Source organism: Kineococcus lubricus, from assembly GCF_050871965.1.
Classification (GTDB): Bacteria; Actinomycetota; Actinomycetes; order Actinomycetales; family Kineococcaceae; genus Kineococcus.
Genome location: NZ_JBJLSK010000002.1, coordinates 182,498 through 199,941 on the forward strand (window position 1 = coordinate 182,498; position 17,444 = coordinate 199,941).

The 17,444-nt window shown below is 75.3% G+C and carries 17 protein-coding genes; 12 read left to right on the forward strand and 5 right to left on the reverse strand.

All coding sequences use genetic code 11. From position 1 onward, the window contains the following. Window positions 1-3 precede the first annotated feature (3 nt). Window positions 4-744 (reverse strand): SDR family oxidoreductase, encoded by a 741-nt coding sequence (locus tag ACRYRX_RS02180; RefSeq protein ID WP_432510155.1) that lies wholly within the window; start codon window positions 742-744, stop codon window positions 4-6. Window positions 745-843: 99 nt separating this feature from the next. On the opposite strand from ACRYRX_RS02180, the gene ACRYRX_RS02185 reads away from it, so the two are divergent. Beyond that, window positions 844-1,392, forward strand: coding sequence for a TetR/AcrR family transcriptional regulator (locus ACRYRX_RS02185; protein WP_432510156.1), 549 nt, complete (start codon window positions 844-846; stop codon window positions 1,390-1,392). Between the two features lie 26 nt (window positions 1,393-1,418). Here the strand turns inward: ACRYRX_RS02185 and ACRYRX_RS02190 are convergent, their stop codons facing one another. Then, on the reverse strand, window positions 1,419-1,802 hold the full coding sequence (locus ACRYRX_RS02190; RefSeq protein ID WP_432510157.1) for a DUF1801 domain-containing protein: 384 nt from the start codon (window positions 1,800-1,802) through the stop codon (window positions 1,419-1,421). Window positions 1,803-1,982: 180 nt separating this feature from the next. Between ACRYRX_RS02190 and ACRYRX_RS02195 the strand changes: the two genes are divergently transcribed. Next, window positions 1,983-2,642 carry an HAD-IB family phosphatase gene (locus ACRYRX_RS02195; RefSeq protein WP_432510158.1) on the forward strand — a complete coding sequence of 220 codons (660 nt, stop codon included), beginning with the start codon at window positions 1,983-1,985 and terminating at the stop codon, window positions 2,640-2,642. A gap of 39 nt (window positions 2,643-2,681) precedes the next feature. Here the strand turns inward: ACRYRX_RS02195 and ACRYRX_RS02200 are convergent, their stop codons facing one another. Continuing rightward, window positions 2,682-3,641, reverse strand: a complete 960-nt coding sequence (locus ACRYRX_RS02200; RefSeq protein WP_432510252.1) for a helix-turn-helix transcriptional regulator — start codon at window positions 3,639-3,641, stop codon at window positions 2,682-2,684. A 107-nt stretch (window positions 3,642-3,748) separates the two neighbouring features. Here ACRYRX_RS02200 and ACRYRX_RS02205 point away from each other — a divergent pair, with 107 nt between their 5' ends. Further along, window positions 3,749-4,966: an FAD-dependent oxidoreductase gene (locus ACRYRX_RS02205; protein WP_432510253.1), complete on the forward strand. Its 1,218-nt coding sequence runs from the start codon at window positions 3,749-3,751 to the stop codon at window positions 4,964-4,966. On the opposite strand, the gene ACRYRX_RS02210 is transcribed toward ACRYRX_RS02205, so the two are convergent. Next, window positions 4,955-5,596, reverse strand: a complete 642-nt coding sequence (locus ACRYRX_RS02210) for a TetR/AcrR family transcriptional regulator (RefSeq protein ID WP_432510159.1) — start codon at window positions 5,594-5,596, stop codon at window positions 4,955-4,957. The genes ACRYRX_RS02205 and ACRYRX_RS02210 overlap by 12 nt on opposite strands. Before the next feature lie 139 nt (window positions 5,597-5,735). Here ACRYRX_RS02210 and ACRYRX_RS02215 point away from each other — a divergent pair, with 139 nt between their 5' ends. From ACRYRX_RS02215 to ACRYRX_RS02225, 3 genes are all read left to right on the forward strand, one after another. Beyond that, entirely contained in the window at window positions 5,736-7,271 is a 1,536-nt protein-coding gene (locus ACRYRX_RS02215) for an MFS transporter (RefSeq protein ID WP_432510160.1), read from the forward strand. A gap of 232 nt (window positions 7,272-7,503) precedes the next feature. After that, window positions 7,504-10,224, forward strand: a complete 2,721-nt coding sequence (locus ACRYRX_RS02220) for a SpoIIE family protein phosphatase (RefSeq protein WP_432510161.1) — start codon at window positions 7,504-7,506, stop codon at window positions 10,222-10,224. 8 nt (window positions 10,225-10,232) lie between these two features. Next, window positions 10,233-10,865, forward strand: a complete 633-nt coding sequence (locus tag ACRYRX_RS02225) for a class I SAM-dependent methyltransferase (RefSeq protein ID WP_432510162.1) — start codon at window positions 10,233-10,235, stop codon at window positions 10,863-10,865. Window position 10,866: 1 nt separating this feature from the next. Here ACRYRX_RS02225 and ACRYRX_RS02230 read toward each other — a convergent pair whose 3' ends face one another. Further along, a complete protein-coding gene (locus tag ACRYRX_RS02230; RefSeq protein WP_432510163.1) occupies window positions 10,867-11,271 on the reverse strand; it encodes a helix-turn-helix domain-containing protein in 405 nt (134 codons plus the stop codon). Between the two features lie 94 nt (window positions 11,272-11,365). Here ACRYRX_RS02230 and ACRYRX_RS02235 point away from each other — a divergent pair, with 94 nt between their 5' ends. Genes ACRYRX_RS02235 through mnhG form a run of 6 tightly spaced genes read left to right on the forward strand, consistent with a single transcriptional unit; the run spans window position 11,366 to window position 17,429 of the window. Continuing rightward, entirely contained in the window at window positions 11,366-14,167 is a 2,802-nt protein-coding gene (locus ACRYRX_RS02235) for a Na+/H+ antiporter subunit A (protein WP_432510164.1), read from the forward strand. Then, the gene (locus ACRYRX_RS02240; RefSeq protein WP_432510165.1) at window positions 14,164-14,601 is read left to right on the forward strand and encodes a Na(+)/H(+) antiporter subunit C; all 438 of its coding nucleotides are present in this window, start codon (window positions 14,164-14,166) and stop codon (window positions 14,599-14,601) included. Before ACRYRX_RS02235 ends, ACRYRX_RS02240 begins: the two co-directional genes overlap by 4 nt. Beyond that, window positions 14,598-16,184, forward strand: a complete 1,587-nt coding sequence (locus ACRYRX_RS02245; RefSeq protein ID WP_432510166.1) for a Na+/H+ antiporter subunit D — start codon at window positions 14,598-14,600, stop codon at window positions 16,182-16,184. Before ACRYRX_RS02240 ends, ACRYRX_RS02245 begins: the two co-directional genes overlap by 4 nt. Continuing rightward, the gene (locus ACRYRX_RS02250; RefSeq protein ID WP_432510167.1) at window positions 16,181-16,780 is read left to right on the forward strand and encodes a Na+/H+ antiporter subunit E; all 600 of its coding nucleotides are present in this window, start codon (window positions 16,181-16,183) and stop codon (window positions 16,778-16,780) included. Before ACRYRX_RS02245 ends, ACRYRX_RS02250 begins: the two co-directional genes overlap by 4 nt. Beyond that, window positions 16,777-17,058, forward strand: a complete 282-nt coding sequence (locus ACRYRX_RS02255) for a monovalent cation/H+ antiporter complex subunit F (RefSeq protein WP_432510168.1) — start codon at window positions 16,777-16,779, stop codon at window positions 17,056-17,058. The genes ACRYRX_RS02250 and ACRYRX_RS02255 overlap by 4 nt, the downstream gene beginning before the upstream one ends. Beyond that, window positions 17,055-17,429, forward strand: coding sequence for a monovalent cation/H(+) antiporter subunit G (gene mnhG, locus ACRYRX_RS02260; protein WP_432510169.1), 375 nt, complete (start codon window positions 17,055-17,057; stop codon window positions 17,427-17,429). The genes ACRYRX_RS02255 and mnhG overlap by 4 nt, the downstream gene beginning before the upstream one ends. Window positions 17,430-17,444: the final 15 nt, after the last annotated feature.

A 17,444-nucleotide genomic window follows, 5' to 3' on the forward strand; every position in this document is an offset into this window, starting at 1 on the left:
CGGTCACCCCTGGGCGGTCGGGCGCAGCACGACCTCGTTGACGTCGACCTCGGGCGGGCAGCCGATCGCGAAGGCGATGGTCTCGGCGACGGCGCGGGGCGACAGGGCGATGTCGTCGCGCACCCGGGCCAGCCGGTCGCGCAGTTCCCGGCCGGGGATCCCGTCGGCGAAGTTCGTCGCCACGATCCCCGGGGAGACGGTGGTGACCCGCACGGTGGCTCCGGCTTCCTGGCGCAGGCCCTCGCAGAGGGCGCGGACGGCGAACTTGGTCCCGGAGTAGACGGCCTGGTCGGGCACGGTCTTGTGCGCGGCGGTGGAGGCGACCGTCACGAAGTGCCCGGTGCCCTGCCGTCGGAAGACGGGCAGGGCGGCGGCGATGCCGTGCAGGACGCCCTTGAGGTTGACGTCGACCATGCGGTCCCAGTCCCGGGTCCGCAGGTCGTCCAGGGGGGAGATGGGCATGACGCCGGCGTTGGCGATCAGCACGTCGAGGCGGCCGAAGCGTTCCCCGGCCAGGTCCACGAGGGCGTGGACGTCGTCGGGACGGGTGACGTCGGTGGCGCGCCAGGCGCTGCGCCGGCCGGAGGGGTCGATGCGCCCGGCCAGGTCGGCCAGGGGGCCTTCCCGACGGGCGCCCAGCACGACGCGGGCCCCGCGGGCGGCCAGCAGTTCGGCGCTGGCCGCGCCGATGCCGCTGCTGGCGCCGGTGACGGCGATGACCTTGCCCTCGACGTGGTCGGTCACGGGTCCTCCTGGGGTAAGCTAGGAAACGGAGAGATCTCCGCATGCCGGGGACCGTAGCGGAGAAGTCTCCGTTTCGTCCAGCCCACGAGGAGGGGAACCGTGACGCCGACGTTGCGCACCGACGCGCAGGAGAACCGGCAGCGGATCCTGGCCGTCGCCGCCGAAGCCCTCACCCAGGACGGCACCGTCTCGCTCAACGCCATCGCCAAGCGCGCCGGAGTGGGACCGGGCACCCTCTACCGCCACTTCCCCGACCGCGAGTCGCTGGTCATGGCGGTCTACCGCCACGACGTCGCCGCCCTCGTCGCCTCGGCCGCCGACCTGCTGCAGCAGCAACCACCGGCCGCCGCGCTGCGCGACTGGTGCCTGCGCCTGGGACGCTTCGGCCTGCTCAAGCACGGCCTCAGCGACGTGCTGCGCACCAGCACCGGCCGACGGCTGCACGGGGAGAGCTACGAACCGGTCGTGCAGGCGCTGGGCCTGCTGATGAGCGCCGCCGAACGCGCCGGCGCCGTCCGGTCCGGCGTCGCCCCCGCGGACCTGCTGCTCCTCCTGGGTTTCCTGTGGCGGCTGGACCCCGACGACGACTGGGAACAGCGCGCCGGGGAACTGCTCACCGTCGTCCTCGACGGCCTGTCACCCGGCTGAACCGCACCGGCCCGACGCCGTCGTCGTCACGTCGCCACCCAGCGCCGGACCAGCTCCACGACCTGCGCCTCGTGCGCGGCGACGGCCCCCAGGTCCGGGAAGTCGACGACGGCGCGGTCCGGCGCCAGCCACGTCATCAGCCCCGTGGGGTCGTCGAAGACGAAGCCGTCGGTGTCGGCGCGCACCTTCGCCCCCCGGTGGAAGACCAGCTGCAACCGGTCGCGCGGGTGCAGCCGGAACGTGACCAGGTCCCGGCCGTCGCGGCAGAAGCTCGGAGCGTTCCACTTCACGTGCTCGCCGAGGCCGGCGTCGCACCCCAGGACGGCGGCCCGCAGACGCAGGACACCGTCCTTCAAGGGGTGCCGCAAGTCGTCGAGGTACTGCTCGACGTCGGCGGAGGGAGTGCCCACGTGGTCCTCCCGGGGTTCGGGTGCGCGGTGCCCGCGGGTGCGCGGGGCGTCACCGCTGCGGACCCGCCGGGACACCGGGAGTCATCGCTGCGCGGGGGCGGGCGTCCGGACGCGGTGGGGTCCTCGCCGTGGGCCACCGGACCCGGGCCCGGGCCCGGGAGCACCGCCTACGGTCACCGGGTGCCCCGGAAGCAGTGCGCGGTCTTCGACCTCGACGACACCCTCGTCACCTCCGACTCCTTCGCCCGCCTGCTCGGGCACCTGTTCCGCCGCTCCCCCGCCCGCCTGGCCCTGCTGGCGGCGACCGCCCCGGCGTGGGTCCTGCTCGGCGCCCGGCGCGGCAGCCGGGTGCACGCCGAGCGGGTCGTCGTGTGGGCGGCCACCGCGGGCTCGTCCCCGCACCGCTTCGAGGCGCTGGTGCGCGCGTTCGCCGCCGAGCACGCCGGGGCCGACGGCGGCCGCCGCACCACCGTCGCCCTGGACCGCCTGCGCCGGCACGCGGCCGCCGGGGACCGCGTCGTCGTCGCCACCGCCTGCGCCGAACCCCTGGCCCGCGAGGTGTGCCGGGCCCTGGACCTGCCGGACGTCGAGGTCGTCGCGAGCCGTCTCACCACCCACCGCTGGCGGCTGCCGCGCGCCGTGCCCGCCCGGGGCGCCGGGAAGGTGCGGGCGCTGGCCGAGGCCGGGATCGACCTGCCCGTGGACCACGCCTGCTCCGACAGCGCCGGGGACCTGCCGCTGCTGCGGGCCGCCCGCACCGCCCACCTCGTGCGGCCCTCCCCGCGGGACCTGCCGGTGCTGCTGCGGGAACTGGGGCCGGACGTGGAGGTCCTGCGCTGAGCGGGCCGCGGGGACGACGGCCGTCCCCGGGGGACGACGTCACCCCACCGCTCCCGGGGCGCAGGCACCGGCGGCGTTGCGGGCGGCGAGCGCGAAGGCGTCCCGCAGCCCGGCCGGGTGCACCTCGCTCACGGGGCTGCCGAAGGTGGTGAACAGACCGGCGAGCCCGATCCAGGACCACGCGCCCATGGTCAGCTCGCAGCGCCCCTCGCCCACGGGCCGGACCACGGCGCCGCCGGGGGCGAACCGCGCCACGAGCGGGGCCGGCAGGTCCAGGACCGCCGAGCCGGTGCACGGCCAGGGCGCGACGCGGTCGCCGCGGTCGGGGGTGCGCTGGACGAACGCGCCGGGGTCGCCGTCCGGCACGGGCCGGTCGCGGAAGGGCACGCCCGTGGCGGTGGGGGCGCCGACGCGGTCCAGGCGCAGGACGTCCCAGTCCTGCCGGGTGCGGTCGTAGGCGACGAGGTACCAGCGGGCCGCCCACACGACGAGGTGGTGCGGCTCGACCGTCCGGGTCGTCGGCCCGGCGGGGTCGTCCTCGTCGTGCTCGAGGCGCAGCACGACGCGCTGGCGGACGGCGGCCCCGACGGCGCGCACGACGGCGGCGTCGAGGGCGGGGGCGGGGAACTCCCACTGGTTCGGCACGACGGTGGCGGTGAAGGCGTCGGCGTCGCGGCGCAGGCGGGCGGGCACGACCTGCCGGATCGTGCGCAGCGCCCGGCGGCTGCTGTCCTCGATGCCGCCGAGCACGGCGGAGGCGGTCTGCAACGCCACGGCGACCGCGATGACCTGGTCCTCGTCGAGCACCAGCGGCGGCAGCGCACCGCCGGGGCCCAGCCGGTACCCGCCGCCGGTCCCGTGGACCGGTTCCACGGCGTAGCCGAGCTCGCGCAGGGTGTCCACGTCGCGGCGCGCGGTGCGCCGGGACACCCCGAGCCGGCGGGCGAGCTCCTCCCCGGTGAGGGTCGTCCCGCCGCTGAGGATCGACAGCAGCCGCAGCGCCCGCGCCGACGAGCACCACCTCGAACACCCCGTCGAGCACCACCTCCGACCTGCGGGTCGTCGTCGTCGGCGGCGGCATCGGCGGCCTCGCCCTGACCGCCGGGCTGCGCCGGGCCGGGTTCGACGTCGTCGTCCACGACCGCGACGCCGACCCCGCCGCCACCGGCGGCTACCACATCACCCTCGACCGGGCGGCGCAGGACGCCCTGCGGGACCTGTTGGGACCGGAGCTGCACACCAGGCTGCTGGCCTCGGCCTCCGCGGTGCGGCGGCGACCGCCGGACGTGTGGTTCGACTGGCGCGGGCGCCTGCTGGGCGACCTCGACGTCGCGGGCCTGGACCCCGACAGCGTCGACGTCGACCGCATCACCCTCCGCCTGGTCCTGGCCGAGGCGGCCGGTGACAGCCTCGTCCTGGCCAGCACCTGCACCGCCGTCGAGCGCGACCCCGGCCCGGACGGGGAGGTGCGGGCGCGGTTCGCCGACGGGAGCGTGGCCCGCGCCGACCTGCTGGTCGGCGCCGACGGCCCGCAGTCCCTGGTCGTCGCCCACCTGGCCGGGCGCCCGACCAGCCGCCCCGCCGGCGTCGTCGGCGTCTCCGGCCGCACCCGCGCGGACGACCTCGACCCCGGCCGGGCCGCGGTCCTGGGCCCGCGGTCGAGCCTGGCCGTCGGGCCCGGCGGCACGGCCCTCTACTGCGGCTACCTCGACCCCGCCGGTTTCGCCGTCCTGGACGCCGCCCACCTGCGGGCGTCGGTGACCACCGGACCGACCTACGTCTGGGGGGCGATGTTCCCCACCGCGACCGCGCCCCGGGACCTGCGCGGCCGGGACGGGGACCGGCTGCGCGCCACGACCCTGGACGCGCTGCGCGCCGCCGGGTGGGCCGAGGGGCCGTTGCAGGTGATCGCCCGCACCGACCCGGCGACGGTGGCGTCCTACCCCTTCACCGTCGGGCCGGAGCGGGCGCGCGACACCGCGCCGTGGCCGGCGGGGCGCGTCACCGCGCTCGGCGACGCCGTGCACTGCACCCCGCCCACCGCCGGGAAGGGGGCCGGGACGGCCGTCGTCGACGCCCACGCCCTCGTGCGGGAGCTCGTCGCCGTCCGCGCCGGCACCCAGACCCTGCACACCGCCGTCAGCGTCTTCGAGCGGGACATGCGCCACCGCGGCAGCGCGGTCGTCGAGCTGTCGATGCGGACCGTCCGGCGGGTCCTGGCCACGGCCACCCCGGCGGGGTCGGCCCTCACCCGCGCGTCCCTGCCGCTGCTGGCCCGGTCCACGGCGCTGCGGGGCGCGCGCGGGCGCCGGTCACGGACGTGACCGGCACACCCCCGGGGTGGGCGGGGCGAGGGGCTCGCCGCTCAGGGGCGGCAGGTCCCCGTCGGGCGGGCAGACGGCGTCGAGCAGCAGTTCGGCGTAGCGCCGCCAGGCGCCGGGGGACTCCTCGCGGGTGCGGTCCGCGATGGACCCGATCATGGACGTCACGGCGGGCACGTCGTCGGGCGAGAAACCTCGCCGCACAGCGCCTTCGGCCTGGGCGCGGGCGACCAGCGCGGTCATCGCCGCGGCGAGCCGGGCGCGCAGCTCGGTGGCCTCCTCGGTCTGCGGGGCGGCGCGCAGGACGGCGGTGGACAGGGACCGGTCGCCGGCCCGCAGCTCCATGGTGCTCATCAGGTACCGCCGCAGGCCGTCCCGGCCGGTGGCCTCGGTCGAGGCCTTCTCGGCCAGCTCGACGAGCGCCTCGTACTTGGCGGCGACGAGCCCGCCGAGGAGCGCGTCCTTGTCGGGGAAGCGGCGGTAGACGGTCCCGACGCCCACGCCGGCGGCGTCGGCCACGTCGTGCAGGGTCACGTCGAGACCGCGTTCGGCGAACAGCCGCCGGGCGGCGTCGACGATGAGCGCCCGGTTGCGCAGGGCGTCGGCGCGCAGCGGCCGGGCGGACGGGGTCACGCCCCGATCGTACCGTCGACCGGAAACAAGTGGACAGGATTCGTCCGCTTGGGTGTACCGTGGTCGAAGCGGACGCGGTGCGTCCGCTTCTCGCCGGCCCGAGACCACCCGCCGGCACCCCGAACACCTGGAGACGCACGTGAACTCCGACCCCACCCTGACCGGGACCCCACCGACGACCCCACCGACGACCCCGCCGAGCGCCACCCGGCACCCCGCCCACGCGGCGCCGAAGGACCGCCGCTGGCTGGTGCTCGCCGTCATCGGCATCGCCCAGCTCGCCGTCGTCCTGGACGCCACCATCGTCAACATCGCCCTGCCCGCCGCCCAGGCCGACCTCGGGTTCGCCGACGACCAGCGCCAGTGGGTCGTCACCGCCTACTCCCTGGCGTTCGGCTCCCTGCTGCTGCTCGGCGGCCGCCTCGGCGACCTGTTCGGCCGCAAGAACCTGTTCCTCGTCGGCCTCACCGGTTTCGCCGGCGCCTCGGTGGCCGGCGGCCTCGCCGGGACCTTCGGCCAGCTCGTCGCCGCCCGCGCCGGGCAGGGCGTCTTCGGCGCCCTGCTCGCGCCGTCGGCGCTGGCCCTGCTGACCACCACGTTCACCGAGCCGAAGGACCGGGCCCGCGCGTTCGGCGTCTTCGGCGCCATCGCCGGTTCCGGCGCCGCGACCGGCGTGCTGCTCGGCGGGGTCCTCACCGAGTACACGACGTGGCGCTGGTGCCTGTACGTCAACGTCGTGTTCGCCGTCGTCGGCGTCGTCGGCGCCCTGCTGGTCGTGCCGAACCCGGCGCGCGGTCGCCGCCCGCGCCTGGACCTGGTCGGCACCCTCACCATCACCCTCGGCCTGGTCGGGATCGTCTACGGGTTCTCCTCCGCCGAGACCGCGGGCTGGTCCGACACCGTCACGATCGCCTCCCTCGCCCTCGGCGTCGTCCTCGTCGCCCTGTTCGTCCTCGTCGAGTCCCGCGTCGCGAACCCGTTGCTGCCGTTGCGGATCGTGCGCGACCGCGACCGCGGCGGCGCCCTGGTGGCGATCGGGCTGGTGGGCGTCGCGATGTTCGGCATCTTCCTGTTCCTGACCTACTACCTGGCCCAGACGCTCGGGTTCTCCTCGTTGCGGACCGGGTTGTCGTTCCTGCCGATGCCGATCTCGATCATGGCCGCGGCCACCCAGATCACCCCGCGCCTGCTGCCCCGCGTCGGGCCGAAGCTCCTCATCAGCACCGGCGGGCTCGTCGCCGCGGCCGGCGTCCTGCTGTTCCTGCGCACGGACGTCGACAGCACCTGGGCCGGGACCGTCCTGCCCGCCCTCGTGGTCACCGGCCTCGGGATGGGCCTGATCGTGTCCTCGGCCATGAACACCGCCACGGCGGGGGTGGCGCGCGCCGACGCCGGGGCCGCCAGCGCCAGCGTCAACACGTTCCAGCAGGTCGGCGGCTCCATCGGGACGGCCCTGCTGTCGACGATCTACGCGAGCTCGGTCACCGGCCGGCTGGAGTCCGGGGCCGCCCCCGCGGACGCCGTGCTGCACGGCTACCACGTCGCGTTCGCCTGCGGCGCGCTCGCGCTGGTCCTGGTGACGGTCGTCGCCGGGGGCCTGGTGAACCGGAACTCCGTGCGCCGCGAACGCGCGGCGGCGGTGAACTCCCTGCCCGCTCCGAGCGCCGCGCACTGAGACCCGCACGCGGCGGTGGTCCCGGCCGGACCACCGCCGCGCACCCCGACGACGTCGTCCCCCTCCCCGCTGACGGAGCGGTCCCGCTCCCACGGCGGTGACCGGGTGCGCGGCTGCGCGGTGCGGCCGGACTCCTCGGCAGCCCTCGCGCGAGCCGGTGATCAGTCACACTGGGGAGTCACCCGGGCAGCTGGCAGGGCGCCAGGAGATCACTGGCGTCAGGAGAGACCGCATGTCGGACGAGCCCCACGAGCACGACGGGCAGCCGGTCCCGGCGGTGGGCGCGGCCGTCCACGCGCTGGGCGCGGACGCCGCCCGGGTCGCCGCCGCCCGCCGCCTGCGCCCCGACGCCCCGGTCCTGCCCGGGCTGGACCAGCTGGCCCACCTCGCCACCCGGCTGCTCGGGGCGCCGTCGGCGCAGATCTCCCTGCTCACCGACGTCGACGCCGTCCTCGGCGGGGTCGGGCCGCAGGCCGGCCGCGCCGGCGGCGAGGGGCCGCTGGACCAGGCGCTGTGCGCGCTGACCGCCGCGGCCGGGGCACCGGTGGCCATCGCCGACACCCGCGCCGACCCCCGCGTCGCCGGCCTGGGCCCCGTCGCCTCCGGGGTGCTGGGCTCCTACCTGGGGGTGCCGCTGACCGCCGGGACCGGTGAGGTGGTGGGGGCGGTGTGCGTGGGCGGGCCCGACCCCCGCGCGTGGAGCGAGCAGGACGTCTCCCTCCTGCAGCAGATCGGTGCCGCCGCCGCCGCGGAGCTGGAACTGGCCGCCCTCTCCGGCGAGCACGTCGCCGACCGGGCGCTGCTGCAGCTGACGATCGACGCCGCGCAGCTCGGCACGTTCGACCTGGACCTGACCACCGGGCGGCTGAGCCTGAACGAGCGCCTGCTGCAGCTGTCGGGGCTGACCCCGGCCACCTTCAGCGGGGTGCCTGAGGACGTCTACGCCAACATCCACCCCGAGGACCGCGACGCCACCGTCGCCGCCGTCGAGGCGGCCACCGGCGGCGGCGGGCTCTACGCGGCCGAGTACCGCATCCTCGACGTCGACGGCGGCACCCGCTGGCTGGCCGCGCGGGGCCGGACCCTGCCCGGACCGGACGGGACCCCCGCGCGGCTGCTGGGCGCGGTCTACGACGTCACCGCTACCCGCCAGGGCGCGCAGCGCGTGGCGGACATCCTCGACGCCATGGCGGTGGCCTACCTGGCGCTGGACCGGGACTGGACGATCGCCTACGTCAACGCCGAGGGCGAGCGCATCGCCGCCACCGCGCGCGAGGACCTGGTGGGGCGCTCCTTCTGGGACGCCTTCCCCGCCACCGTCGGCACCGCCTTCGAGGACAACTACCGCCGCGCCGTGGCGACGGGGCGGACGGTGACGTTCGACGCCTACTACCCCGCTCCCCTGGACGTGTGGGTGGAGGTCCGCGCGGTTCCCGAGGACGGCGGGCTGGGCCTGTACTTCCTCGACATCACCGCCCGCGTCACCGCCCAGCGGGCGGCCGAGAGCGAACGGGAGGCCGCGCAGGCCGCCAACGCCCGCCTGCAGCTGCTGGCGGAGGTCTCCCGGGAGCTGTCCGGCACGGTGGAGACCGAGTCGACCGTGGCGCGCCTGGCGCAGCTGATCGTCCCCGCCCTGGGCGACTGGTGCGTCATCACCCTCCTCGACGACGACGCCGCGGCCCCCACCGCCGTCGGTGCCCGGGCCACCAGCACCTCCCTGCTGCGCCGGGGCCTGCGCGACGTCGCCTCCTGGCACCACGACGAGGCCCAGCGCGCCCTGGTCGCCGAGTACGCCGGGTGCCGCCTGGCGGAGCTGACCGACGCGTCCTTCCTGTGGAGGTCGCTGCGCCAGGTCCAGCCGCTCGTCGTGCCCGACGCCACGACCGCGGTCAGCGCCGTGCTGGAACCGGGTGGCCGCGCCCGGGACCTGCTGCGGCGGCTGGCCCCGGCCAACGCGGCGGTCTTCCCCCTGCGCGCCCGCGGGCGCAGCGTCGGGGTCCTCACCCTCTTCGCCGGTGCCCAGCGCGCTCCGCTGACCGAGCAGGAGATCGCCACCGCCGTCGAGGTCGCCGACCGCGCCGGCCTCGCGCTGGACGCCGCCCGCCTCTACCGCCAGCAGCGCGACCTCGCCGCCGGTCTGCAGCGCTCGCTGCTGTCCGACCCCCCCGAGCCCGACCACGGGCAGCTCGTCGTGCGGTACAGCCCCGCCGCCGAGGCCGCCCAGGTCGGCGGTGACTGGTACGACGCGTTCATGCAGCCCGACGGGGCCACCGTGCTGGTCATCGGCGACGTCATCGGCCACGACACCCAGGCCGCCGCCGCGATGAGCCAGGTCCGCACGGTCCTGCGCTCCCTGGGCGCCCTGGGCGACGAGTCCCCGGCCAGCGTCCTGGCCCGGACCGACCAGGCCCTGGCGAACCTGATGATCTCCACCACGGCCACCGCCATCGCCGCCCGCCTGGAGCAGACCCCCGACGAGCGCGAGCGGGGCGTGACGCGGCTGCGCTGGTCGAACGCCGGGCACCCGCCGGCGATGGTCGTCAACCCCGACGGCACGGTGCTGCCGCTGGTGGGGCTGCACCCGGACCTGCTGCTGGGGGTCGTGCCCGGCATCGAGCGCCGCGACTCCGAGGTCGTCCTCGACCAGGGTTCGACCGTCCTGCTCTACACCGACGGCCTCGTGGAGCGCCGCGACCAGCCGCTGCAGGAGGGGCTGGAGGCGTTGCAGGCGGTGCTGGAGGAACTGGCCGCCGAGGGCCTCGACCTCGACACCCTGGTGGACCGGACGCTGGCCCGGATGCTGCCGCCCACCCCGGAGGACGACGTCGCCGTGATCGCGGTGCGCCTGCACCGCCAGGACCGGCCCCGTCCGGCCGAGGCCGGTCCGCGGCGGGTGCCGCCGCACGTGCCGCCCGAGCCGGCCCGGCTCCCCGACCCCTCCGACCGCCGGTGACGGACCCCGTGGACCTCTCGGAGAGCGCGGCGATCCGCGCCTACTACGACGACTTCGCCGACCACTACGTCCCGGGCTGGCGGTCGTTGCAGTTCTACGGCCCGCTCGTCGCGGACTTCCTGCTGCGCGCGGTCACGCCGGGGTGCCGGGTGCTGGACGTGGGGTGCGGGCCGGGGCAGCTGACCCGCGACCTCGCCCCCGGCGTGGAGGTCACCGGCACGGACCTGTCCCCGCGGATGCTGGCCGAGGCGCGGCGGGAACGGCCCGGGGGCCGGTACGAGCAGCACGACTTCCACGACCCGTTCCCGGCCGGCTGGGGACGGTTCGACGTCGTGGTCGCCGTCGGCTGCCTGGAGTTCTGCCGGGACCTGCCGGGGACGCTGGCGAACCTGGCCGCCGCGTGCGCGCCGGGGGCGCGGCTGCTCGTGGGGGTCGTCGAGGACCGCGAGACGGCCCGGCGCCCGTTCTCCGAGGACGGGCTGCCGGGGGTCGGCATGAACGCGTACTCGGCGACGGCGCAGCTGGCGGCGGTCACGGCGGCGGGGTTGTCACCGTGGTCGTACCGGTTCGTCCCGGCGTGGCGGCACGAGGAGTACTCCTACGTCGTGCGCTACGGGTTGTGGGAGCTGCGCCGGGACTGACTCAGGCGGGCCGGGGCCGCGGCGCCCGCGCGGTGCGGTGCGCGGCGGCGTACTCCAGGACGTCCTCGAGCCGCACGCGCCGGTGCGTGCCGGGTTTCGTGTAGGGCAGGGCGCCGGACTCCAGGAGCCGCACGAGGGTGGGGCGGCTGACCCCGAGGACGTCGGCGGCCTCCTGCGTCGTCAGCAGCGCGTCGTGCGGGGTGAGGGTCACGGCCTCGCCGTGCGCGAGGGCCGCGACGGTCTCGCGCAGGGCCGCGGCCAGTTCCGCCGGGACCGGCACGCAGCGGCGGCCGACCTTCAGGGACAGCTCACCCGGGTGCGCGAGGAGCTCGGCGAGTTCGGGGAGACCTGGCAGGCCGGGTCGCACGGTGACCTCGGCGCCGTGACGGGCGACGGTCGATGACACCCCCCGACGGTAACAGGAAGGTCTCGAATCGAACAGAACGAAACCTCGGGTTATCCTGTGAGGACCGACCTGCCCCCGATCGTGAGGACCGGCCGTGCTGACACTGCTGCTCGTCCACGCTGTCGCCGCCGTCCTCGCCGTGCCGTTGGTGCGGTGGCTGGACCGGCGAGCGTTCACCCTCCTGGCCCTCGCCCCCGCCGCCACGACCGTCTGGGCCGCCGCTCAGGGCCCCGCCGTCCTGCGCGGCGGGACCCCGCAGGTGGTGGTGCCCTGGGTGCCTTCCCTCGGCGCCGAACTCGCCTTCCGGCTCGACCCCCTCAGCTGGGTCCTCACCCTGCTCGTCGGCGGCGTCGGGGCCCTGGTGCTCTTCTACTGCGGCAGCTACTTCCACGCCCGCGACCCCGGCTCGGCGCGGTTCGCCGCGATCCTCACGGCCTTCACCGGGGCGATGACCGGGCTCGTCCTGGCCGACGACCTCGTCCAGCTCTACGTGTTCTGGGAACTGACGACGGTGTTCTCGTACCTGCTCATCGGGTACGACGCGCACAAGCGCTCGGCCCGGCGCGCGGCCACGCAGGCCCTGGTCGTCACCACGTTCGGCGGGCTCGCGATGCTCGTCGGGCTCATCCTCCTCGGGCAGAGCGCCGGCACCTACCGGCTCTCGGAGGTCCTGCAGGAGTTCCCCACCGGGACCACCGCGACCGTCGCCGTCGTGCTCGTCCTGGTCGGCGCGATCTCCAAGTCCGCGCTCGTCCCGTTCCACTTCTGGCTGCCCGCCGCGATGGCCGCCCCCACCCCCGTCAGCGCCTACCTGCACGCCGCGGCCATGGTGAAGGCGGGGATCTACCTCGTCGCCCGGTTCGCCCCGGCCGCCGCGGACCTGCCCGCCTGGCGCACCACCGTCCTCGTCCTGGGCCTGGCGACGATGGTGGTCGGCGGGTACCGCTCGCTGCGCCAGCACGACGTGAAACTGCTGCTGGCGTTCGGGACGGTCAGCCAGCTCGGGTTCCTCACCGTCCTCGTCGGGGCCGGGACCGCCGCCGCCACGACCGCCGGGATCGCGCTGCTCGTCGCGCACGCCACGTTCAAGGCGTCGCTGTTCCTCGTCGTCGGGATCGTCGACCACCAGACCGGCACCCGCGACCTGCGGGAACTGTCCGGGCTGGGCCGGCGGATGCCGCTGCTCGCGGTCGCCGCGACCGTCGCGGCCGCCTCGATGGCCGGGGTCCCGATCGCGTCGGGTTTCGTCGCCAAGGAAGCCGCCTACGCCGCGTTCGAGCACGACCCCGTGGTGCTCACCGTCCTGGTGCTCGGGTCGGTGCTCACGGCGGCGTACTCGGCGCGGTTCGTGTGGGGCACGTTCTGCCGCAAACCCGGCGTCCCGGACTCCACCGCCCCGAGACCGTCCGCGGCCCTGCTCGCCTCCCCCGTCGTCCTGGCCGCCGTCACCCTCGCCGCCGGGCCGCTCGCCCCCCTCCTGGACCGGCCCGCCGCGCTCATCGCCCACGACCTGCCCGGCGAGGCCGAGCACCTCGCGCTGTGGCACGGGATCGGGATGCCGCTGGTCCTCACCGTCGTCACGTTCGCGCTCGCGACGCTGCTGTTCCTCACCCGCGACCAGGTCGAGGCCGGGCAGGCGCGGATGCCCACCGTCCCCGGCGCCGACCGCGGGTACCGCCGGGCCGTGCGCGCCGTCGACCGCGTCGCCGTCGAGGTCACCGGCGCCACCCAGCGCGGTTCGCTGCCGATCTACCTCGCCTCGATCCTGCTCGTCGTCGTGCTCGTCCCCGGCGGGGCGCTGCTGTGGACGCGGCCGTGGCCCGACGACGTCGTCCTCCACGACAGCCCCGGTCAGGTCGTCGTCGGGCTCGTCGTCGTCGTCGCGGCCGTCCTCACCGTCCGCGCCCGGCGGCGGCTGCGGGCCGTCATGCTCGCCGGCGTCACCGGGTACGGCGTGACGCTGCTGTTCGTCCTGCACGCCGGGCCGGACCTCGCGCTCACCCAGGCCCTCGCCGAGACCCTCACCCTCGTCGTGTTCGTCCTCGCGCTGCGCCGGCTGCCGCCGTTCTTCTCCTCCCGGCCCCTCGCCGCGACGCGGTGGGTGCGGATCGCGATCGGCGTCGCCGTCGGGACCTGCACGTCGCTGTTCGCGCTCGTCGCCTCCGGCGCCCGCGTCGCCGTCCCCACCTCCATCGACCTGCCCCGCTGGGCGTACGAGTACGGCGGCGGGAAGAACGTCGTCAACGTCACCCTCGTCGACGCCCGCGCCTGGGACACGATGGGCGAGATCTCCGTGCTGCTCGTCGCCGCCACCGGCGTCGCGTCCCTGGTGTTCCGCCGGCGGATGGGGTCGATCGACCAGGCCTTCGCCGCGCACCCGGACGAACCCGCCCCCAAGGGGCCCACCCGCACGAACTGGCTGCCCGCGGGCAGCACCGTCGACCCCGAACGCCGGTCCGTGGTGTTCGAGGTCGTCACCCGGCTCACGTTCCACGCCGTCGTCGTGCTGTCCGTCTACCTCGTGTTCTCCGGGCACAACCAGCCCGGCGGGGGTTTCGCCGGCGGGCTCGTCGCCGGGCTCGCCCTCGTCGTGCGCTACCTCGCGGGGGGCCGGTACGAGTTCAACACCGCCGTCCCGATCAGCGCGGGCTGGCTGCTGGGCCTGGGGCTGTTCCTGTCCGCGGGCACCGGCCTGGTCGGCATCCTCATCGGCCAGGACGTCCTGCAGACCGCGATCCTCCAGTTCGACCTGCCCGTGCTCGGTCACGTGAAGCTCGTGACGTCCCTGTTCTTCGACGTCGGGGTCTACCTGCTGGTCGTCGGCCTCGTCGTCGACGTCATCCGCAGCCTCGGCGCCGAGATCGACCGCCAGATCGAGGAGGAGGTGTCCCGGTGAGCCCGAACCTCGCGCTCGTCGTCGTCTCGGGGGTGCTCGTCGCCTGCGGGGTGACGCTGCTGCTCGAACGCACCCTGACCCGCGTCATCATCGGGGTCGTCCTGCTCGGCAACGGGATCAACGTCCTGTTCCTCGTCGCCGGCGGCCGGCCCGGCCGCGCGCCCATCCTCGGCGGCGGCACCACCGCGCAGAACATGAGCGACCCGCTGCCGCAGGCCATGGTGCTCACGGCCATCGTCATCACCCTCGGGATGGTCGCGTTCGTCCTCGCGCTGGCCTACCGCAGCTGGCAGGTCAACGGCCACGACGAGGTCCAGGACGACGTCGAGGACCGCCGCATCGTGCGGCGCGCCGAACTCGACGAGACCTCCGCCAGCTACGACGACGACACCCGCGAGACCAGTGACGAAGAAGGGGAGGGAGTGTCCCGGTGACGTTCTGGACCGAGGACTGGCCGCGCGTCCTGCTGCCCCTGCCCGTCGTCCTGCCGCTGTTCGCGGCCGGCCTCACCCTGGCCCTGGCCCGGCGGCCCCGGGCGCAGCGCACCATCAGCGTCACCGCGCTGAGCATCGTCGTCGCCGCCACCACCACCACGCTCGTCCTCACCGACCGCGGGACCGGCACCTACTCCGTCGACGTCGGCGGGTGGCCGGCGAGGCTCGGGATCCCCCTGGTGGCCGACCGGCTCTCCACGCTCATGCTCGTCGTGAGTTCCGTCGTGACCCTCGCCGTCCTGCTGTACTCCCTCGCGCAGGGCGTCGCCGACGGCGAGGAGGGGGCACCGGTCTCGATCTACCACCCGACGTACCTGGTGCTGTCCGCCGGCGTCTCCAACGCGTTCCTGTCCGGGGACCTGTTCAACCTCTACGTGGGTTTCGAGATCCTGCTGGCCGCCAGCTACATCCTGCTGACCCTCGGCGGCACGGGGCCCCGCGTGCGGGCCGGGACGACGTACGTCGTGGTGAGCCTGCTGTCCTCGATGGTGTTCCTCACCGCGATCGCCCTGATCTACGCGGCGACCGGCACCGTGAACATGGCCGAGCTGTCCGTCCGGCTGCGCGACGTCGACCCCGACGTGCAACTGGTCCTGCACCTGCTGCTGCTCGTGGGTTTCGGCATCAAGGCCGCGGTGTTCCCGCTGTCGGCGTGGCTGCCGGACTCCTACCCGACCGCACCGGCCCCCGTCACCGCCGTGTTCGCCGGGTTGCTGACCAAGGTCGGGGTCTACGCCGTCATCCGCACCGAGACGCTGCTGTTCCCCGGCGGGCAGGCGTCGCAGCTGCTGCTGTGGGTGGCGCTGGCGACGATGGTCGTCGGGATCCTCGGCGCCGTCGCGCAGAACGACGTGAAGCGGCTGCTGTCGTTCACCCTCGTCAGCCACATCGGGTACATGGTGTTCGGCATCGCGCTCGGCACCGCCGCAGGGCTGTCCGGCGCGGTGTTCTACGTCGCGCACCACATCACCGTGCAGACGACGCTGTTCCTCGTGACCGGTCTCGTCGAGCGGTACGCCGGCAGCACGTCGCTGGACGCGCTGGGGTCGCTGGCGAAGCGCACGCCGCTGCTCGCGGTCCTGTTCTTCGTCCCCGCGATGAACCTCGCCGGCATCCCGCCGTTCTCCGGGTTCCTCGGCAAGCTCGGCCTGCTCCAGGCCGGCGTCGACGTCGGGACGTGGCCCGCGCACGTCCTCGTCGCCGGCGGCGTCGTCACGAGCCTGCTGACGCTGTACGCCATCGCGAAGGTGTGGAACCGGGCGTTCTGGCAGGAACCGCAGGCGCACCCCGACCGCGACGACACCACCCGGTTCGCCGGGCTCGCGACCGCCACGCGGGTCGGGACCCGCACCCCCGTGGGGATGGTGCTGCCGACGGCCGCGCTCGTCGCCGTCGGCGTGGGGCTGACCTTCGTCGCCGGCCCGCTGTTCGCGATCGGCGACCGGTCGGCGCAGGACCTGCTGGACCGCACGCCCTACACCTCGACCGTCCTGCACGACCGGGTCCCGGAGGTGGGCCGGTGACCGCGAAGGTGCTCTCCCTGCGCGAACGCGTGAGCCTGCCCGTGCTGGTCTGGCTCGTCGTCCTGTGGCTGCTGCTGTGGGGCGACCTGTCCTGGGCGAACGTCCTGTCCGGCACCGTCCTCGCGCTGCTCGTGACGGTCGTGCTGCCGCTGCCGAAGGTGTCGTTCGGCGTCCGCGTCCGGCCGCTGCGGGTCGTGGCGCTGCTCGCCCGGTTCCTCGTCGACCTCGTCGCCGCCAGCGCGCAGGTCGCCTGGCTCGCCGTGCGCCCGGGCCCGCAGCCGCGGAACTCCGTGGTCCGCGTCCCGCTGCACAGCGGGTCGGACCTGTTCGTGGCGATGACGGCCGAGATGGTGTCCCTGGTGCCGGGGTCGGTCATCGTCGAGATCGGGGCGCCGTCGGCGCGCGGCGGCCCGGGGTCGGTCTACATCCACGCCCTCGGCGTCCACACCGAGGAGGGCCGGGAACGGACCCGCCGGAACGTGCTGCTCACCGAGCGGCGCATCATGCGGACGTTCGCGACCCCGCGGGCCTACGCCGAGTACCTGGAACGCTGCCGGGCCGACGGCTCGGACGGACTGTGCGGGGAGGAACCGTGAACCCGGTCGTGATCGCGCTGTGCGTGGGGATGCTGACCGTCGCGGCGCTGTGCGCGCTGCTGCGCGTCGCGAAGGGCCCCACGATGCTGGACCGCGTCGTCGCGCTCGACGTCGTCGTCGCCACCGTCGTCATCGGCCTGTGCGTGGAGGCCGCCGCGAACCGGCACGCCACGACGCTGCCCGTCATCGTCGTCCTCGCCCTCCTCGGGTTCGTGGGGTCGGTGAGCGTCGCGCGGTACGCCGCGAAGGAGTCCGACGAGGAGAGGGGGCGACGGTGAACGGGTGGGTGGACTGGTCGCTGGTCGGTGAGGTCGTCGCCTCGGCCGCGCTGCTGCTGGGGTGCCTGCTGACGCTGCTGGCCGCGGTCGGGCTGCTGCGGCTGTCCGACGTCCTGGCCCGCATGCACACCACCGCCAAACCCCAGGTCCTCGGCGTCCTGCTGTCCCTGGTGGCGGTGGGGTTGCAGCTGAACCGCAGCACCGACGTCGCGATGCTCGTCGCGATCGGGGCGTTCCAGCTGCTCACGGTGCCCGTCGCCGCGCACCTGGTGGGCCGCGCGGCGTACCGCACGGGGCAGGTGGACCACGACGCCCTCGCCCACGACGACCTCGCCGACCGGCTCGCCGAGGAGGAGCGCTCGGCGGGCTGAGGCCGTCCGGGGCCC